This window comes from Acinetobacter sp. YH12021 (assembly GCF_013420145.1).
GTDB classification, from domain to species: domain Bacteria; phylum Pseudomonadota; class Gammaproteobacteria; order Pseudomonadales; family Moraxellaceae; genus Acinetobacter; species Acinetobacter towneri.
Map to the genome: position 1 here is coordinate 176,852 of NZ_VOYT01000002.1, position 19,854 is coordinate 196,705.

General features: G+C 42.0%; 14 protein-coding genes. 9 read left to right on the plus strand and 5 right to left on the minus strand.

Annotation, left to right across the window (positions count from 1 at the left end; all coding sequences use genetic code 11):
* Nucleotides 1-180: 180 nt before the first annotated feature.
* From FTT91_RS03165 to pta, 4 genes are all read left to right on the plus strand, one after another.
* Nucleotides 181-1,446, plus strand: coding sequence for a glutamate-5-semialdehyde dehydrogenase (locus FTT91_RS03165; RefSeq protein WP_180169019.1), 1,266 nt, complete (start codon nucleotides 181-183; stop codon nucleotides 1,444-1,446).
* A 185-nt stretch (nucleotides 1,447-1,631) separates the two neighbouring features.
* Complete coding sequence (locus FTT91_RS03170) at nucleotides 1,632-2,042, plus strand: hypothetical protein (RefSeq protein ID WP_180168962.1); 411 nt, start codon at nucleotides 1,632-1,634, stop codon at nucleotides 2,040-2,042.
* A gap of 340 nt (nucleotides 2,043-2,382) precedes the next feature.
* On the plus strand, nucleotides 2,383-3,600 hold the full coding sequence (locus FTT91_RS03175; RefSeq protein ID WP_096901391.1) for an acetate/propionate family kinase: 1,218 nt from the start codon (nucleotides 2,383-2,385) through the stop codon (nucleotides 3,598-3,600).
* 55 nt (nucleotides 3,601-3,655) lie between these two features.
* Complete coding sequence (pta, locus tag FTT91_RS03180; RefSeq protein ID WP_180168963.1) at nucleotides 3,656-5,797, plus strand: phosphate acetyltransferase; 2,142 nt, start codon at nucleotides 3,656-3,658, stop codon at nucleotides 5,795-5,797.
* A 114-nt stretch (nucleotides 5,798-5,911) separates the two neighbouring features.
* Here pta and FTT91_RS03185 read toward each other — a convergent pair whose 3' ends face one another.
* Nucleotides 5,912-6,523, minus strand: a complete 612-nt coding sequence (locus FTT91_RS03185) for a class I SAM-dependent methyltransferase (RefSeq protein WP_180168964.1) — start codon at nucleotides 6,521-6,523, stop codon at nucleotides 5,912-5,914.
* 236 nt (nucleotides 6,524-6,759) lie between these two features.
* On the opposite strand from FTT91_RS03185, the gene FTT91_RS03190 reads away from it, so the two are divergent.
* Nucleotides 6,760-8,286 carry a fumarate hydratase gene (locus tag FTT91_RS03190; protein WP_004974861.1) on the plus strand — a complete coding sequence of 509 codons (1,527 nt, stop codon included), beginning with the start codon at nucleotides 6,760-6,762 and terminating at the stop codon, nucleotides 8,284-8,286.
* A 108-nt stretch (nucleotides 8,287-8,394) separates the two neighbouring features.
* Here the strand turns inward: FTT91_RS03190 and FTT91_RS03195 are convergent, their stop codons facing one another.
* The 4 genes from FTT91_RS03195 to tig form a co-directional block, all read right to left on the minus strand.
* Complete coding sequence (locus FTT91_RS03195) at nucleotides 8,395-9,111, minus strand: DUF2846 domain-containing protein (protein ID WP_180168965.1); 717 nt, start codon at nucleotides 9,109-9,111, stop codon at nucleotides 8,395-8,397.
* A 192-nt stretch (nucleotides 9,112-9,303) separates the two neighbouring features.
* The gene (gene clpX / locus FTT91_RS03200; protein ID WP_004974856.1) at nucleotides 9,304-10,614 is read right to left on the minus strand and encodes an ATP-dependent protease ATP-binding subunit ClpX; all 1,311 of its coding nucleotides are present in this window, start codon (nucleotides 10,612-10,614) and stop codon (nucleotides 9,304-9,306) included.
* 29 nt (nucleotides 10,615-10,643) lie between these two features.
* Nucleotides 10,644-11,249, minus strand: a complete 606-nt coding sequence (clpP, locus tag FTT91_RS03205) for an ATP-dependent Clp endopeptidase proteolytic subunit ClpP (RefSeq protein ID WP_004974855.1) — start codon at nucleotides 11,247-11,249, stop codon at nucleotides 10,644-10,646.
* A 190-nt stretch (nucleotides 11,250-11,439) separates the two neighbouring features.
* Nucleotides 11,440-12,771: a trigger factor gene (gene tig / locus FTT91_RS03210; RefSeq protein ID WP_180168966.1), complete on the minus strand. Its 1,332-nt coding sequence runs from the start codon at nucleotides 12,769-12,771 to the stop codon at nucleotides 11,440-11,442.
* Nucleotides 12,772-13,036: 265 nt separating this feature from the next.
* On the opposite strand from tig, the gene FTT91_RS03215 reads away from it, so the two are divergent.
* The 4 genes from FTT91_RS03215 to FTT91_RS03230 all read left to right on the plus strand — a co-directional run bounded on the left by FTT91_RS03215 (nucleotide 13,037) and on the right by FTT91_RS03230 (nucleotide 19,645).
* Complete coding sequence (locus FTT91_RS03215) at nucleotides 13,037-15,169, plus strand: TonB-dependent receptor domain-containing protein (RefSeq protein ID WP_180168967.1); 2,133 nt, start codon at nucleotides 13,037-13,039, stop codon at nucleotides 15,167-15,169.
* A gap of 295 nt (nucleotides 15,170-15,464) precedes the next feature.
* Nucleotides 15,465-17,699: a catecholate siderophore receptor Fiu gene (locus FTT91_RS03220; RefSeq protein ID WP_180168968.1), complete on the plus strand. Its 2,235-nt coding sequence runs from the start codon at nucleotides 15,465-15,467 to the stop codon at nucleotides 17,697-17,699.
* 159 nt (nucleotides 17,700-17,858) lie between these two features.
* Nucleotides 17,859-18,542: a Fe2+-dependent dioxygenase gene (locus tag FTT91_RS03225; RefSeq protein ID WP_180168969.1), complete on the plus strand. Its 684-nt coding sequence runs from the start codon at nucleotides 17,859-17,861 to the stop codon at nucleotides 18,540-18,542.
* Complete coding sequence (locus tag FTT91_RS03230) at nucleotides 18,539-19,645, plus strand: alpha-hydroxy acid oxidase (RefSeq protein WP_180168970.1); 1,107 nt, start codon at nucleotides 18,539-18,541, stop codon at nucleotides 19,643-19,645. The genes FTT91_RS03225 and FTT91_RS03230 overlap by 4 nt, the downstream gene beginning before the upstream one ends.
* Nucleotides 19,646-19,854 lie beyond the last annotated feature (209 nt).

Below are 19,854 nucleotides of genomic sequence, written 5' to 3' on the forward strand. Positions count from 1 at the left end.
TTTCTATGACCGCTCATCTACTTTTAAATCATAAAGCATTTCAAAATATTAATTTTTGTGATGAAAGCATTGAAAAATATGAAAAGATTGAACAATTTAGTCGATTTTCCGCTGAGACGCTTCATTGTGCAGGCACAGACTGTTAATATCGAGTTGAAATTTCTAAGTGATCAAACCGCTATGCAAGAGTCTATTGAACAATATATGCAAACGGTAGGACAACAAGCACGCCAAGCCTCTCGTGTCTTAGCAAGCGCTTCTACCCAATCTAAAAACAATGCGTTATCGGCTATTTATACGGCATTGGAAAATAGCGAGTCCGCTATTTTAGCTGCCAACCAAATTGATATGACCAAAGGTCGTAACAACAACTTGGATAGCGCACTGCTTGATCGCTTAGAACTTAACCCCGCACGCTTTAAAGGCATGTTACAAGGTCTGAAAGATGTGATTGGTCTCATGGATCCAATTGGTGAAATTACCGATATGTCTTACCGTCCATCTGGTATTCAATTGGGCAAAATGCGTGTACCGCTAGGTGTGGTGGGCATGATTTACGAATCACGTCCAAACGTAACCCTTGAAGCTGCGTCTTTGGCATTAAAATCAGGCAATGCGATTATTTTACGTGGTGGTTCTGAAGCACTGGAATCTAACCAAGCGATTGCTGCCGCGATTCAACACGGCTTAAAAGCATCAGGCTTGCCAGAAACATCGGTGCAAGTGATTAACACCTCAGACCGTGCTGCCGTTGGGCAATTAATTACCATGTCTGAATATGTAGATGTAATTGTGCCACGTGGCGGTAAAAGTCTGATTGAACGCATCAGCAATGAAGCGCGTATTCCAGTGATTAAACATTTGGATGGTAACTGTCACGTATTTGTAGAAGCACAGGCCGATTTACAAAAAGCCCTGCCTATTGCCCTGAATGCAAAAACTCACCGTTATGGCGTCTGTAATGCCATGGAAACATTGTTGGTCGATGAGGCTGTTGCCGCACAATTCTTGCCACGTATTGCCGAGCTATATGCAGAAAAACAAGTCGAATTACGCGGCTGTCCTGCAACCCAAAAGATTTTGGGTACAAGTGTTAAAACAGCAACCGAAGAAGATTGGTACACCGAATATTTAGGCCCAATTTTGGCAGTTAAAGTGGTTTCAGGAATTGATGAGGCAATTGAACATATCAATAAATATGGTTCACATCATACTGATGCCATTATTACTGAAAACTTTAGTTTGGCGCGTCAATTCTTGGCTGCGGTAGATTCTAGTTCAGTCATGATTAACGCTTCTACACGCTTTGCTGATGGTTTTGAATATGGTTTAGGTGCTGAAATTGGAATCTCTACCGATAAAATTCATACCCGTGGCCCTGTCGGTTTGGAAGGTTTAACCTCACAAAAATGGATCGTGTTTGGCGATGGTCAAATCCGCCAATAAAATCCATCTGTAATTTTGCAATATCCAAATATAATGTTCAGTTTCACAGGAAGCTGAACATTATTCCCTTCTATTTTTTAGACATTGTTTTAAGACACAGTTCCACTACACACTTTCAAATTACACTCGCCTAAAATTTAAAAATTGATGATTAGAAAAAATCAGTAAAAAGAGTGACCTTGCTTATGTTTTATTACTTAATTATTAGTACTTTTGCCTTGGCACTTTTAGTGTCATTTGTGGTGATGCGTCTATTCTCTGGCTCCATTAATGCTATTTTGGCACGTATCATTCACGACCCTATCAATGAAGCATGGGCAAAATACACCAAGTTTGCAGGCATGGTGGTGGGTACATCATCAGGCATTCGTATTTACGATATGGAGAAATACATCACGCCACTGACCTATGCCGAAAATGATAAAAAAATTGTAATAGAACTGACTCAGGAGCGCTGGGTACTAGAAATATACCGCACTATTATTGAAACATTACAAGGTTTGGCGTGGATGATGTTGGTGTTTTTTATGGTGGCACTGATTGCTTATGTAATTGTCCGTTGGTCGGAAATTAAATACGCTGCCAAATCAAAATAAACCGACAAAGATTGAGGAAATAATTTAAAACAGTTTGCCACTCGCCTGCAGAATGAAGTGTGCTATGTTAAGAGAATACAACAGGAATTAAGCAGAAATTCTAGACCATCATTTCATGAAAAAATGAAAGTTTCGGGCTGATAAATTTTAATTATTTCTGATTTCTTGGTCGATAATGCTTAAGTCTAATCTCCTAAAGTCTATCTAGGAGCAATAAAAAACCCATGATAAAACATACGTAATGATCAAGATTGCAACACAATAGATTGCCGTTTGCCATATCTTGCAATGCAGCTTGATTGACTAGGGATAACTTCAATTAGAATTCGGGTACATAAAAGTGACTACATCAGTATTAGTGATTAACTGCGGATCTTCTTCTATCAAATATGCGCTTGTATCTGAAAGCGTTGGAGATCGTATCTTTGGTTTGGCAGAAAATCTAGGTTCTGCTGATGCGCGCATTAAAGGCATTACCGCAGGTGGTGAGCCGCTCGAACTTTCTATTCCACATGCTGACCATGAAAAAGCACTGGAAACTATTCTTGGTCGCTTATCTCAATATAAGCCACAAGCCATTGGTCACCGCGTTGTACACGGCGGTACTTTAACCAAAGCAGAATTATTAACTGAAGAAATCGTGCAACGTATTCGTGAAGCAACTCCGCTTGCACCTTTACACAACCCTGCACACTTGGTGGGTATTGAAGCAACAATGCGTTTGTTCCCAGAACTTCCGCAAGTGGCTGTATTTGATACTGCATTCCACCAAACGATGCCTGCTCACGCTTACCGTTATGCAGTGCCTAAATTCTTATATACCGACCACAACGTACGTCGTTATGGCTTCCACGGTACAAGTCACGCATACGTTTCAGAGCGCGGTTCAGAGTTGGCTGGCAGCTTCAAACAAGGTGGCTGGTTAACTGCTCACTTGGGTAACGGTAGCTCGACTTGTGCAATCTGGAATGGTCAAAGTGTAGACACATCGATGGGCCTAACCCCACTTGAAGGTTTGGTGATGGGTACTCGTAGTGGTGATGTAGACCCAAGCTTACACAGCTTCCTTGCAAGCAACTTAGGTTGGGATATCTACAAAATTGACAAAATGCTAAACAGCCAAAGTGGTTTACTTGGTTTGTCAGGCTTATCGAACGACATGCGTACCCTGATTGAAGCATCTGAACAAGGCAATGAAGATGCAACGCTTGCAATTGAAGTATTCTGCTACCGTTTAGCTAAATCTTTAGCTGCACTTAGCTGTGGTTTACCACGCTTAGATGGCTTATTCTTCACAGGTGGTATTGGCGAAAACTCTGCGTACATCCGTGAAAAAACTGTATCTTACTTGCCACACTTTGGCTTTAACTTCAGCAAAGAACGCAATGACAGCTTAAAACGCGGTACTGAAGGTCGTATTGATGCAGGTACAGGCGGTCCACAAATTTGGGTTGTACCAACTGACGAAGAAGGCCGTATTGCGAAAGAAACTGCGCAAGTTGCAGAGGAGCTAAAGTCAGCTGCAAAAAAGTCTGAATGTGACGCTGCGATTGCTTAAGCAATCGTAGTGCTCAGCCACTTTCAATCAGTCCCTTTACGATTTAGAAAAAATTATGAAAACAATACTTTTGGTTCCTACAGAAATTGGTGTTGGTTTAACATCAGCATGTTTAGGTTTAATTTACGCTTTGGAATGCCAAGGCGTAAAAGCAGGTTTCTTAAAGCCTTTTTCACAAGAATTACAGCCAGAAGCAGACCGCACTACAGCGTTGTATCGTCATTTATTCAAGCATGAAACAGTTGAGCCGATTTCTTATACTGCGCTGACTGAGCGTTTAAAAAATGATGAAAATGACGAATTGCTTGAAGATGCAGTTCGTTTACATCGTGAAATTTCTAAACATCACGATATCATTATTGTAGAAGGCGTGTTGCCAAACGGACGTGATCCATTTGCAACTGAATTGAATGCAAATTTGGCTAAAGCACTTGATGCAAAAGTCATTATTGTCAGCAATGCCGACATCAACAATGCTGTTAAAACAGCGTCAAAAGTAGACAATCAATTACGTTTCTTTGGTGGTGCAACTTGTGAGCGTACTGCGGGCGTATTGTTTATGCGTACCAAAGGTTTGCCAGAAGATTCTGCACAAATTCCAGTTACACTTGATCCAAACTTACGTTTGATTAGCGACACCAACCAATTCGTTAGTGCGATTCAAACCACGCACCCAATGATTGGTAAAGACTGTATGCCTGTAATTGGTTTAGTACCATTCAGCAATACTTTAAGTGTGCCACGTATGTCTGACTTGGCTGCGCACATTTCTGCTGAATGGATTAGCCAAGGTGAAGCTGCGCAGCGCCGTGTTCTACACAGCAGCCTGATTGCATCAAACATCGAACATGAAATGCACAAGTTTGTTGCAGGCGAACTAATCATCAGTGGTTCTGACCGTGTAGATGTATTGCTTGCAAGTAGCTTAGCTAGCAGCAATGGTATTCCACTTGCAGGTTTGGTCTTAACTGAACATCAAGCACCAAGTGCACAAGCTTTAGAATTCTGTCAAACGGCGATCAAAAATGGCTTGCCAATTTTACACACCAAATTGAGTACCTTTGACACTGCACAACAATTGTTAAATCTCAGCAATGAAATTCCTGTAGATGACACTGAACGTGCTGAACAAGTTACACGTTTTGTTGCGAGCCACATCAACGCTGACTGGTTAACGCAATTAATTAGCGATTCGCACAAACCACGTTTATCGCCTTCTGCATTCCGTCACGAATTGGTGCAAAAATCAATTGCAGCAAAAAAACGTATTGTATTGCCTGAAGGTGATGAACCACGTACCGTTCAAGCTGCAGCGATTTGTCAATCACGTGGTATTGCCCACTGCGTATTATTGGCAAAACCAGAAGCGGTAGTCGATGTTGCCAAAGCACGCGGTATTGAGCTTCCACACGACTTAGAAATCATTGATCCTGACTTGATTCGTGAAAACTATGTCGAAAAAATGGTTGCGATGCGTAAAGGCAAACTTACTGACGATCAAGCACGTGAACAGCTGCAAGACACTGTCGTATTAGGTACGATGATGTTAGCACTTGATCAGGTTGATGGTTTGGTGTCTGGTGCTGTGCATACTACAGCCAATACAGTTCGTCCCGCATTCCAGCTCATTAAAACTGCACCTGATTATTCATTGGTATCTTCAGTATTCTTTATGCTGTTACCAGATGAAGTATATGTGTACGGTGACTGTGCGATTAACCCAGACCCAGATGCTGAACAATTGGCTGAAATTGCGATTCAATCTGCTGACTCTGCAAAAGCGTTTGGTATTGACCCACGTATTGCCATGATTTCTTACTCAACTGGTACTTCGGGTGCAGGTGCTGACGTAGAAAAAGTAGCGAAAGCGACTGAAATTGCGAAACAACGTCGTCCTGACTTACTGATTGATGGCCCATTACAGTACGATGCAGCATCGGTTGAAAGTGTTGGTCGCTCTAAAGCACCAAACTCTCAAGTTGCAGGTCGCGCCAATGTGTTCATTTTCCCTGACTTGAACACAGGTAACACGACGTATAAAGCAGTACAGCGTTCTGCTAACGTGGTGAGTGTTGGCCCAATGCTACAAGGCTTGAACAAGCCAGTGAATGACTTGTCACGTGGTGCATTGGTAGATGACATTGTGTTCACGATTGCATTGACTGCGATTCAGGCAGAGCAACAAGCAGCTCAATAATTCGTAAAGTTAAGTTTTACAAACCACCTGATTGAAAAATTGGGTGGTTTTTTTATTCCACACTGTAGATTCATAGATCACTACAAAAATTGATTAGCTCCATCCAATCTATTTTTAAAACCTCTGCGCCAACCACACCGTATGCCCTGCACAGTCCTGATCTTCCGCGAGCATTTTCACAACTTTAAAGCCATAATCTTTTAACAATTGCCGATATTCATCCTGCGACAAACTGGCGTGATAAAGTGCTTCACCAAACATTTCCCCAATCGCCTCACCCGCAGCAGGTCCACTGCTAAACATTAAAACTGTATTGGCGGTAGACCATTGCGCAAATTTCTCGAACATGCAGCGCTGATCGTTTGGCGTTAAATGAAAAAAGCTATCCCACGCCAAAATACCATCAAAGCACCGATTCAAGTTCACTGAGCGCATATCGGCTTCAATCCAGCACTGTTCAGGAAAATGTTCACGTGCCATCTCCAGCATGCTGTCTGCGCTATCTACCCCTGTAAGTTGATGCCCAAGCTGTAATAGATATGCAGCAATAGGACGCCCCGAACCACAGCCCAAATCTAATATTTTGGCCTGCGCAGGCAAAAAGCTAAGAAAACGGTCCAGCCAAGTTTTTTCATATAACCACTGACCGCGCAAGTCTGTCCACGCTTTTGCATGCCGTTGATAAATGGGGATAATCTGAGCAGCTAAATGCGTGTGATCATTCATATTTACCACAAACATCATTCCAAAGAAGTCTTTGAACATAGCTGAATTTGCACCAACAAAACAGCAAAATCATGGCCCGTTTTGACGACATAATTTTATGGATATTTCACAAATTCTCTCAAGCTAACGACTGATATTAAACTTTCGCCCAAAGCTTGATCAAAGTGCCCACAATCGCTGCATTTTATCTTATAATTTAGCCCGCTAGCTATCCGCCCGCTCAAGAGATTTTTGATATGACAACTATTATCAAGCAAGATGACTTGATCACTTCGATCAAAGACGCGCTTCAGTTCATTTCCTACTATCATCCACAAGACTTCATCCAAGCGATGAGCCGTGCTTATGATCGTGAAGAAAACAAAGCTGCGAAAGATGCGATTGCACAGATCTTAATTAACTCACGTATGTGTGCAGAAGGTCATCGTCCAATCTGTCAAGATACTGGTATCGTAAACGTATTCCTTGAAGTGGGTTTAGACGTTAAATTTGATTTAACCATGAGCTTGGACGACGCGATCAACGAAGGTGTACGTCAAGGTTACCTAGAAAACTCAAACGTACTTCGTGCATCGGTATTGGCTGATCCTGCATTTGGTCGTAAAAACACCAAAGACAACACCCCTGCAGTAATTCACTACAAACTCGTTCCGGGTAACAAAGTAGATATTACAGTTGCTGCCAAAGGTGGCGGTTCAGAAAACAAATCTAAATTGGCGATGTTGAACCCATCTGACTCAATTGTAGATTGGGTACTTAAAACTGTTCCGACTATGGGCGCAGGCTGGTGTCCACCGGGTATGCTTGGTATTGGTATTGGTGGTACTGCCGAAAAAGCCATGATGCTTGCAAAAGAAGCACTCATGGAAGAAATCAACATGGACGAATTATTACGTCGTGGCCCACAAAACAAAATGGAAGAACTCCGTATCGAGATCTTCGAGAAAGTGAACGCACTTGGTATTGGTGCACAAGGTTTAGGTGGTTTAACCACAGTTCTTGATATTAAAATCAAAGACTACCCTTGCCACGCTGCAGGCAAACCAGTGGGTATGATTCCAAACTGTGCTGCAACTCGTCACGCACACTTCCAGTTAGATGGTTCAGGTGTAGCCCATATTCAAGCACCTAAACTTGAAGACTACCCAGAAGTAACTTGGGATTCTTCTAAATCTAAACGTGTAGATTTAGACAACATTACTCAAGAAGAAATGAACTCTTGGCAGCCGGGCGATACGTTGTTATTAAACGGTACGATTTACACAGGTCGTGATGCTGCACATAAGCGCATGGTCGACATGATCAACAATGGTGAAGAATTACCAGTCGACTTAAAAGGCAAATTCATTTACTACGTTGGCCCTGTCGATCCTGTTGGTGATGAGGTCGTTGGCCCTGCAGGTCCAACAACGGCAACCCGTATGGACAAATTCACCCGCCAAGTCTTAGAACACACTGGTTTGTTCGGTATGATTGGTAAGGCAGATCGTGGTCCTGCAGCCATTGAAGCGATCAAAGACCACAAAGCGACTTACCTCATGGCAGTAGGTGGTGCAGCTTACCTCGTATCTAAAGCAGTACGTGAAGCAGAAGTGGTTGCTTTTGAAGACTTAGGTATGGAAGCGATCTACAAATTCAAAGTGGAAGATATGCCTGTGTCTGTTGCAGTTGATGTCAACGGTACATCGATCCACGCGATTGCACCAAAAATCTGGCAAGCTAAAATTGGCAAAATTCCTGTTGTAGATGCAGCAGCAGAATAATATTCCAATTTAGCAATAAGCCAAACCAAAAAGCACCCAAATTTAGGGTGCTTTTTTATGCGTGTTAGAAATGAATGAAAGCGATGCGCGAGATAAAGATACAAGCCTTTACCACGTTCTCGGATCCCACAATTTAAAGGGTTGGGTTAAATGTACATCTTCTGCAGGGTCATATTTCTCATGCTTAATTTTTTGTGGCTTTTTGCGTAACTTGCCTGTGTGCCGATCTTCCGCAACAAAGTTATAGCTTTCTGTTTTGAGTTGAGTAAATGCGATTTCCTGTTGTGCGGTACTTGTAGGCATTAAAATTAAAGGCCCTGAAACTTCCTTACGAGTACTCAAATTTTCTTCGTCATACTTAATAAAATACGACTGCCCTGCCTGCACCTGAAAATCCAAATACTTCGGTTTTTGGAAATGTAATGCCCCCAAAGGACGGCTCACACTCAGACGATACGCACCTGGTGCCAGTTCAACCCAGTAATAATGATTGTGTAGTAAACTTGGAATCCGATGTTTGTTGATAAACATACTGGTCGCGACAATTTCCTGTCTGTTCCATTTGGAATCTGGACGATATAAATACACGATGGCAGCATCGGCATGTTGTGCCTGAACAGGTTTAAAATTTTGCCCTAGTTTTTGATTGACCCAACCACCAATGGTCATCATGCCCAAACGGTGTTGTTCTACAAAACCAGGTTTTTGTTCTAAATCTAAAACTTTTAAGGTACTAGGTGGTTGCGTTTGTTGCACCACGTTTTTTTTGCCATGACATCCCAGCAACATTAAACTGGTCACGACCAAAATTGCGACACCACGCATGTCTATCCCTCACTGCGTTTCTTATTTTTGTAAATCACGTTTTTGAAATCACGCTGCAAATTCATTTTGCAATTGTTGTTTTGAATAATGGGCATCCACGCCTAGGTCTAAGATTAACACTGCCTTGATTTTTTTGACAATAAAAAACGTGCCGAAACCTAGCGTTTCGGCACGTTTCAGACGAATAGCGTATTAAGCAGTTTTGCTGTCTAATACTTTTAAGTCAATTTTTTCTGCTGCAGGTTCTTCTGTTTGAGGCTGACGTTCGGTCTGAAATTCAGGTTTAGCACCTTCTTCAATCACCGCTTCAGTCACTACCACTGTGCCAACATCGGTACGGCTTGGCAAGTCGTACATGGTTTCGAGCAAGGCATTTTCCAGAATTGAACGCAAACCACGCGCACCTGTATTACGTTCAAGGGCTTTTTTCGCCACTGCACGTAATGCCGCATCTTCAAAGACTAAATCGACATTTTCCATCTCGAATAAGTATTGATATTGACGGGTTAAGGCATTTTTCGGCTCGGTCAGAATTTGCATCAATGCATCTTCATCTAGCTCGTCTAGCGTTGCAATTACAGGCAAACGACCAATGAACTCTGGAATTAAGCCAAATTTCACCAAATCGGTTGCTTCTACCTGACGAAATAAATCAGACAATTTCTTGCCTTCATCTTTTTTCTTCACGTCTGCCGTAAAACCAATGCCGCCTTTTTCTTGGCGTTGCTGCACAATTTTCTCTAAACCAGAGAATGCGCCACCGCAAATAAACAAGATATTTGAAGTATCAATTTGAATGAATTCTTGCTGCGGATGCTTACGTCCACCTTGAGGCGGAATAGAAGCCACCGTGCCTTCAATCATTTTGAGCAAGGCTTGCTGAACACCTTCACCAGACACATCACGAGTAATTGATGGGTTTTCAGACTTACGCGTGATCTTGTCAATTTCATCAATGTAGATAATGCCTTTTTGTGCTTTTTCTACATCGTAATCGGCTTTTTGCAACAGCTTTTGCACGATGTTTTCGACATCTTCACCCACATAACCCGCTTCGGTTAAAGTCGTGGCATCTGCCATTGCAAAAGGCACATCTAATAGACGTGCTAAGGTCTGTGCAAGTAAGGTTTTACCCGAACCCGTTGGACCTACCAACATGATGTTACTTTTTGAGATTTCGACAGCATCGCCTGCTTTATGCGCCTGATTGCTCACTTTTAGGCGTTTGTAATGGTTATATACTGCAACCGATAAGGTTTTTTTCGCAGTATCTTGACCAATTACATACTGATCAAGCGCAGCACGAATTTCATGTGGTTTTGGCAATGGACGTGTTGCCCAATCACCCGACTCAACTTGTTGACTGGTCTGAACCAAGTCTAAGCATACGTCCACACATTCATTACAGATGTATGCGTCCTCGCCTGCAATCAGCTTCCCGACTTCAGACTGCGTTTTACCGCAAAATGAACAATGTTTTTGTCCCTGAGGATGTTCGGACATAGTCACTCCAATATCTCAATCTTTAAAACTTATGGACGTTTTGTTAAAACTTCATCCACAAGACCGTATTCCTTCGCTGCCTGTGCAGTCATAAAGTTATCACGGTCGGTATCTCTTGCGACAGTTTCATAGTCCTGACCACTATGTTCTGCCATTAAACGGTTCAAACGCTCTTTAATGAATAGAATTTCACGCGCATGAATTTCAATATCTGATGCCTGACCACGGAAACCACCCAATGGTTGGTGAATCATAACGCGGGCATTCTCAAGACAGTAACGCTTACCTTTTGCGCCTGCATTTAACAGGAATGCACCCATAGATGCTGCTTGTCCCATACAGTAAGTCACGACGTCTGGTTTAATAAATTGCATGGTATCGTAAATTGCCATACCTGCAGTCACTGAACCACCTGGTGAGTTAATGTAAAGGTGAATATCTTTATCTGGGTTCTCAGCTTCTAAAAACAACATCTGCGCCACAATTAAGTTGGCCATATTATCTTCGACTTCACCCGTTAAGAAAATGACACGTTCACGTAAAAGACGTGAATAAATATCAAAAGAACGCTCACCACGAGAGGATTGTTCAACCACCATGGGCACTAAAGCATTTTCAATTGTTGGAACATACATATGGTTATTTATTCCTAAATTCTTGTGACACGACTCATGTTCACAATATGAGGGATAATTGTCTAAATTGCAAAATATTCACGGCTTAAATCGTAGATATTTTGAGTTAAATGTTGTCGATCTGTGAAAAACCCAAAAACTGCGATGCAATAAAAAAGGCGCACAAAGCGCCTTTTTTACCTAAAGCCTATTAGCCTTGTTGACGAGCTTGTTGCTCTTTCAATAAGTCTTCATAGCTTACAGATGTATCAGTCACTTTTGCAGAAGCCAAGATGTGATCTACAACCTGATCTTCTAAAACAACTGCTTCGATTTGTGAACGCTGTTGTTTGTCATTTTTGAAGAATTCAATCACTTCGTTTGGATCTTCATAAGAAGAAGCCATATCTTCGATGTAAGCATCTACACGTGCTTGGTCAACTTCAAGTTTAGCATCTGCCAATACTTTGCTGACCAATACGCCTAGTTTTACAGATTTTTCAGCTTGTTCTTTGAACAATTCATCTGGAAGCATGCTTGAGTCAAATGCTTTTGCACCTTGCGCACCAAACTGCTGAGTGAATTGCTGAATCATTTGCTGACGTTGACGGTCAACTTCTTGAGCAACCATCGCTGCTGGAAGTTCAACTTCGTTTGCCGCAACGAGTGCATCAAAAGTTGCGCCTTTCACTTGGTTACGTAAACCATTTTTCACTTCACGTTCCATGTTTTTACGAACGTCAGCTTTTAATTTGTCTACGCCATCTTCTTCAGAAATACCGAAGATTTGTAGGAATTCAGCATCAATTTCTGGAAGTTTTTGCTTTTCAACAAGTTTCACAGTGATTTTGAATTGAGCTGTTTTACCTGCAAGGTTTGTTGCTTGGTAGTCTTCAGGGAAAGTTACATCAATAACTTTCTCTTCACCTTTTTTCATGCCCACGATGCCATCTTCAAAACCAGGAATCATGCGACCAGAACCAAGTACTAATTTAAAGTCTTCAGCTGCACCGCCTTCAAACTTCTCACCATCTACAGTGCCTTCAAAGTCAAAAGTCACTTGCATGTCTTTTTTCGCCATGCCTTTGGTTTCTGCCCAAGAAGCACGTTGCTTTTGAAGATTTTCAAGCATTTGTTCAACGTCTTTGTCGTTCACTTCTGAAGACTTACGTTCAACTTCTAAACCTTCAAATTTCACTTCAACTTCTGGATAAACTTCAACTGTCGCTTCGTAAACTAAAGCGTCGTCTTTCATTTCAGTTTTTTCGATGTTTGGCATACCCACAGCATTGATTTTTTCTTGTTGGATTGCTTCAAACACGGTGTCACGAATAATGTCGTTGACCACTTCTTGATAAATACCCGCACCGTATTCACGACGAACAACGTTTACAGGCACTTTACCTGGACGGAAGCCGTTGATCTTCACAGTTTTGGCAGTGCGTTTCAAGCGAGCTTCAAACTGCTCGTTAATACGGCTCGTCGGTACAGATACATTTAAACGACGGGCAACGCCCGAAACCGCTTCAGAAGTTACTTGCATGGCTTCCTCGATATAGTTAGTAATAACAGTTTATAAAAAAGTGCCACATTATATGACAACATTAAAGGATATACAAAATACGATCTGATCTCGACTGAATTTTTTTAATCGGAGCGCTATTTTCTGTAAATTTTCAACTTTGTGTATATTTCTTGTTGTAAATAAGAATCCTTATCATTATTATTAGCCAACTCCTTCATGAATGATTCTAATTACCATATAGGTTCAATTGGCATCATCAATTCATAATCAGAGATTTCATTTTATGGCTAAGTTCAACCTACACCCGCTGTGTTTTGCTTTACTTGGGGCAACCTCTACTGCTGTTTTCGCAAATACCTCTACCGATGCGACTTCAACCCACCAACTTTCCACAATTGTGGTTTCAGCGGCAGGTTTTGAACAAGAGCTAAAAAATGCACCCGCATCTATTAGTGTGGTGACCAAAGAAGATATTGAAAAGAAAAATGCCACCAGCATTGCTGATTTATTAGCAGATGTTCCTGGTATCGACGTACGTAATGGTGTTGGTAAAACAGGTGGTTTAAATGTCAGTATGCGCGGTATGAAAGCTTCTGACACACTAATCCTAATTGATGGGCGTCGTCAAACGACAGCTAGTGATAATATTATGCCAAACGGCTTTGCTGAAGCAGCAACAAGTTTCATGCCGCCACTTTCAGCAATTGAGCGTATTGAAGTCATCCGTGGTCCAATGTCGACTCTTTACGGTTCAGATGCTATGGGTGGTGTCATTAACATTATCACTAAAAAAGTCAGTGATGAATGGAATGGTAACGTTACAGTAAGTGGTAACGTGATGGAAAATAATGACGAAGCTGACTCTTGGAAAACAAGCTTCTTATTGAACGGCCCACTATTAAATGAAAAATTAGGCCTACAACTCCGTGGTAGCTATTACGATCGTAATAAATCTGAACGTATTGGTGAAGGCACTTCTCGGGATCCGCGACCAACAACTGCTGAAAACTACGATATTGGTGCAAAACTGACTTTCCAAGCAGATAGTCAAAACTCTCTTTGGTTAGATGGCTTTCAATCTTCTCAAACTTATGACAATACCGATAACCGTTTAGGCACACAAGATAATGCACAAAAAGCCAGTGGTTATAAAAATGAGCTGGAATTCTCACGTAACCAAGTGGCTATAGGTCATGAAGGTGACTATAGTTTTGGTCTATGGAAAACTTATATTAGCCACTCAGAAACTGAAACAGAAGGAAGAACACTACCAACTGCGGCTTTCCCAAAAGGTAGTACCGACCCATTAATCGGCTCTGACCGTACTTTAAAAAGTACTGACCTTGTAGCAGATAGCCATATTATTTCACAGCTTGGTGGCCATAAAGTTACTGCCGGTTTAGAATTTAAAAACTCAGAAATTGAAGATAATATTGCCCAGCACATTACAAATAAAAGTAAATTCGATAAAAACTCGTGGGCTATTTATGCTGAAGATGAATGGCGACTCACCGATCAGCTAGGACTAACATTTGGTGGTCGTTACGAGGATCACTCAGGTTTTGGTGGTCATTTCAGCCCACGTGCATACCTAGTGTGGAATACCAATGATATTTTAACCATCAAAGGTGGTATCACTACAGGTTATAAAGCTCCTACCGCTAAAGATCTCGAAAACGGCTTGATTGATATGAGTGGTCAAGGCTCAACTTATATTTTTGGTAATCCAGACCTAAAGCCAGAAACATCTACAAACTATGAACTTGGCTTTAATCTTCAACCAAATGATCAAATTAACTTTACTGCAACGGGCTTTTATAACCAGATTGAAGATGCAATCGTAAGCAACGATTTATCTGGACAACCTATATGTCCTGTAACGAACTGTTCACAAGACATTAATGCTCAAGAAGCTAAAGTCTACGGTGCTGAAACAACCCTTCAATACAATATTATTCCTGAGTGGGACATTAAAGCAGCTTATACTTATACAAAAAGTGAAATTACAGATGGTGAAGATGAAGGACTGTACTATAACAACAATCCTCGTAATGCTTTTAACTTGACCTCAACGTGGCATATTAATCCAGCACTTGATGTATGGTTACAGCATGAATACAAGTCAAGTCGTACACGTTTTTCAAGTATTCCAACCTCTGGAGATAATCTAGAAGTCTACAAAATGTATGGCAATAAATTCGCTGGATATAACCTCTTCAATCTAGGTACAAGCTATACAGTGAATGATCAGTTGCGTCTGAATATGGCCGTAAACAACCTTTTAGATAAAGATTTCACAGAGCACCAAACAAATAATGGTGTTACAGGCTATAAATATTTATCTACGGGACGTAGCACTTCTGGTACTTACCTTCCAGGCCGTAACTACTGGCTCTCTGTTTCTTATGACTTCTAAGTCTTAAAACTTCATCTCAAACCCTGCTTCGGCAGGGTTTTCTACCTTTTCTCTCTCCTTTTTTTACTGTTGTATCGTTTTTTTAAATAAAAATATTGATAATGATTATTATTTTCAAATAAAAACCACACAAACCTACCGCTCACACATTGTGATTGATAATGATTCTCAATACAATTGGCAACACTTGTTATAGACGTCATAACAACAACTTCACACTTTATTCACATTTTGAGCTTGAACCAACGAATAAAGCATGACCTCGTGTTGGTTCACACTTAGGGAAATCGCATAAATGGCACAGATCAAAAGTCGCAAACACAACCGCTCTGCGCAACTGATGGCTTTAGCCGCCTCTCTTCCGCTACTTGCTCATGCAGCAAACCCTGAAGATGACGTCACCCAGCTTCCCACTATTACGGTTAAATCTGAAGCTGAAAGCAAATACAAGGCAGATAACTTAAGTTCCGCAAAATACACTCAGCCGTTGTTAGATACCCCACAAACAATTTCTGTGATTAAAAAAGAAATGCTACAAGAACAAGGCGCAACGTCCTTAGTTGAAGCCTTACGCAATACACCAGGCATTACTCTACAATTGGGAGAAAATGGCAATACTAGTGCTGGCGATGCCTTTCAAATGCGTGGTTTTTCCACCCAAACCTCGACCTATGTTGATGGTGTCCGAGATTTAGGCGCAATCAGCCGTGATGTATTTAACATTGATCAAATTGAAGTTGTCAAAGGCCCATCGGGTTCAGAAGCGGGTCGTGGTGCAGCATCGGGTTATATCAATTTGGTCAGCAAATTACCGCAAAGTGAAAGCAGTCAGGAAATTTCTGCAACTTACAACACAGCACAACATACAAGACTTTCTGCAGATATTAACCAGGCTATCAATCCAAATACCGCCTTTCGCCTGAATGTGATGGGTCAAGAAGGCGGCATAGAAGGACGCGACTATATTGAAAACAATAGTTATGCCATCGCCCCTTCTATTGCCTTTGGATTAAATACTGCCACACGCCTGTATTTATATTCTCAACACATCAGACAACGCAATATTCCAGATGGTGGTATTCCAACAATCGGCATGCAGGGCTTTTATAACTCAGACTCGCTGTTAGCGACTGCACCTAAAGTCAATCGGGAAAACTTTTATGGTCATGTCAATGACTATGAAGATGTCGATGCAGATATGTTTACGGCAAAAATTGAAAGTGATTTAACAGATCGACTCATACTGACCAATATCACCCGTGTAGGCAAAACGCAGATGAATCGGGTGCTGACAGGGATCAATACGGGTGCTAGTGGTTTAAGAACGAATGGTTCACCTGACCCAGCACAATGGGAAGTGAATCGCTCCCGCCAAGGCGTTGATCAGGAAAATAAGATTCTGGCCAATCAAACCACTTTAAATTTCGATCTACAAACTGGCGCTGTTGAACATGATGTTGTTGCAGGTATGGAGTTTTTAAAAGAACAGCAATCCAGCAAACTCATGGCAACTCAGCTGCCTGGCGAAGCCACTGCCGATACACCTTGGGCCAATCTTTATCATCCAGACCGCAATCAAGCCATGCCAGCGCTTATTTATAATGGCGGTTATACCGATGGTGAAACCCAAACGGCAGCCGCATATTTATTTGATACTTTAAAATTTGGAGAGCGTTTTCAACTGAACGGCGGCGTGCGTGTAGATTATTATGAAACCGATTATCAGGGACTTACTCTGCCACGTGGGGGAAATGCTTTGGTGGCCACAGATCTGAGCACCCACGATACGCTGTTCAGTTGGAAACTTGGCGCTGTGTATAAGCCTACGTTAAATAGCAGCATTTACGCTGCGTATGCAAAATCACTAACGCCACCCGGCAGCACCAACTTTACCCTGTCTGAATCAGGCAATGACGCGATCAATGCGCAGCCTCAAGAAACTCATCATTATGAAGTAGGCAGCAAATGGGAGTTACTCCAAGGCAAGCTGGCTCTGGCTGCTGCAGCGTATCGTACAGAAAATGAAAACCAATCGACCATAGATCCAATTTCTCAGCTTGCAGTACAAGAAGGTAAAAAGCGAGTCGATGGCGTTGAGCTGAGTGCCGTTGGTCAAATGACCGATAACTGGAATTTGTCTGCAGGCGTTGCACACATGAAAGTGAAACAACTGAATCAACGCTCATCAAGTGCCACAACCGTATCAGAACGCTGGTCGCCTGAATGGACAGCAAGTTTATGGTCGACCTATGACTGGGCGGGCTTTAAATTAGGTTTGGGCGCACGTTATGTCGATGAACAAAAACGTGTTGTGACTGACAGCAACGCACCAGCCAACATGCCAAATATTCCAGGCTATGTCGTGTTTGATGCATTGGCAGGCTACAACTTCAACAAAAATGCCTCGTTAAATTTAAACCTTTATAACCTTGCCGATAAAGAATACATCAGCACGTTAAACAATGGTGGTGGTCGCGTTGTACTTGGACAGCCGCGCTCAGCAGCACTCAGTTTGAATTACAAGTTCTAAGTTGTTGCAGCTAATCTGTGTTCCTCTACAAACAGGCTGCAGATATGGGTTCGAGGGATAGATCATTTTGCATACTGTCTATCGCTCGAACTTTGCATGTTGAACAACGCTGTCGAATATTCGGCTGTTTGAATTAAAACTTTTTCAGGAAGAATCGATATGATGCTTCACATTCCAGAAGTTCTTAGCAAAGTGCAAGTCCAACAGATTCGCGCTGAATTGGACACTGCAGCTGCATGGCAAAATGGTCAATTCAGTGCAGGCGCACAAGCACAGAAAATTAAACAGAATTTACAATTTGACCTGCAGCATCCGAGCTATGTAACTCTGTCACAAGACATCCTCAGTGCACTAAAACAACAGGCTTTATTGCAGTCCTTTGCCTTGCCGCTGCACATTCTGCAACCCATGTTCAATTGTTATCAAAACACAGGAACTTATGGCAATCATGTCGATAATGCCGTGCAATATTGTGCACAAGTACGACGCCCGATTCGCACCGATGTATCCATGACCCTATTTTTAAGTGAGCCTGAAGAATATCAGGGCGGTGAACTGATCATTGAAGATAGTTACGGTAGCCATTCGGTTAAACTCAATGCAGGCGATGCCATCGTATACCCTGCCACCAGTTTACATAGAGTCGAACCTGTCACCGCAGGTCAAAGAATTGCAGCATTTACATGGTGTCAAAGTATGGTCAAAGATGACTGGCAACGCAGTATGTTGTTCAATTTAGATATGACTATTTTGCAATTGCGTCAACAACTTGGAGATACAGCAGAAGTATTGGCACTAACCGCACATTATCACAATCTGATTCGTCAATGGGGTCAATTATGAATACCACGCCATTGGCAGCTTTGAATCACATCCCGCCACATTTACACACCATTGCCGACTATCAAAAACAGGCGCAATTACATTTAGATGCAGCCACTTGGGCCAATTTAGAAGGCGCTGCAGGCGATGAATATAGTCTGAACAACAATTTACGTGCGTTTGCCGATATTCAATTATTGCCCCGTCATTTAAATACTTTTACAGGGACAAATACGCAAATTCAGCTCTTGGGCGAACAGTATCCACACCCAATTTTTTTAGCACCCGTGGCTTACCAACAACTGTTTCATCCACAGGGGGAAATTGCTACAGCGCAAGCGGCAGCCGCCCTACAAGCCCCCATGATTCTCAGTCATTTAAGTACCACTTCAATGAGCACACTGAATCAGGTTTCGGGCGCGGCAAAATGGTTTCAACTGTATTGGCAAGGCAGTCGTAAAGCTGCTTTGGATTTGATTTTTCAAGCGCAACACTATGCCTATCAAGCCATTGTACTCACGGTTGATGCACCGCACATGGGCATTCGAGATCGGGAACGTCGCGCTGCTTTTCAATTGCCTGCACATATTCGGGCGGTATATCAATCATCTGTAAATACCACTCCGCTTAAGGAAAATCAGCACCCTCTTTTTGATGGATTGATGCAGCAGGCTGCCACATGGGAAGATATTGCTTGGTTGCTACAACACAGTCCATTGCCTATTTTACTCAAAGGTATTTTACATCCTGCCGATGCGCAGCAGGCATATCAGTACGGAGCACACGGTATTATTGTGTCTAATCATGGTGGCCGAATTTTAGATACCGCAGTCAGCCCAATTCAAATTTTAGGCACGATGCGAAAAATTTTATCGCACGATTTCCCAATTTTATTAGACAGTGGGATTCGTCGTGGCACAGATATTTTTAAAGCACTGGCCTTGGGAGCAAGTGCGGTTTTGGTCGGTCGTCCATATATTTATGGCTTGGCAGTTGCAGGCGCGCTAGGGGCAGCGCATAGCATTAAACTGTTAAAGGAAGAATTTGAAGTCACAATGGCACTTATGGGAACAAACTGCATCGAACAAATCAACAGCAGTTATATTTATCACCAAAACAGCTAATAGCAGAAAAATATTTCACAGCATATGCCATATATGTAAAAAACAGGGAATTATTACCCTTGCAGATCGATTAACATACAGATATTGGTTTACAAGTGCCATGATTCTACTTTTAGCGATAGCCTCCTGAAAACAGCTTGTAAATTGATAGAATAGACACAATCTATATTCATAGTAAGTTGCCGTTATCCACGCGATGCAACCGCTAC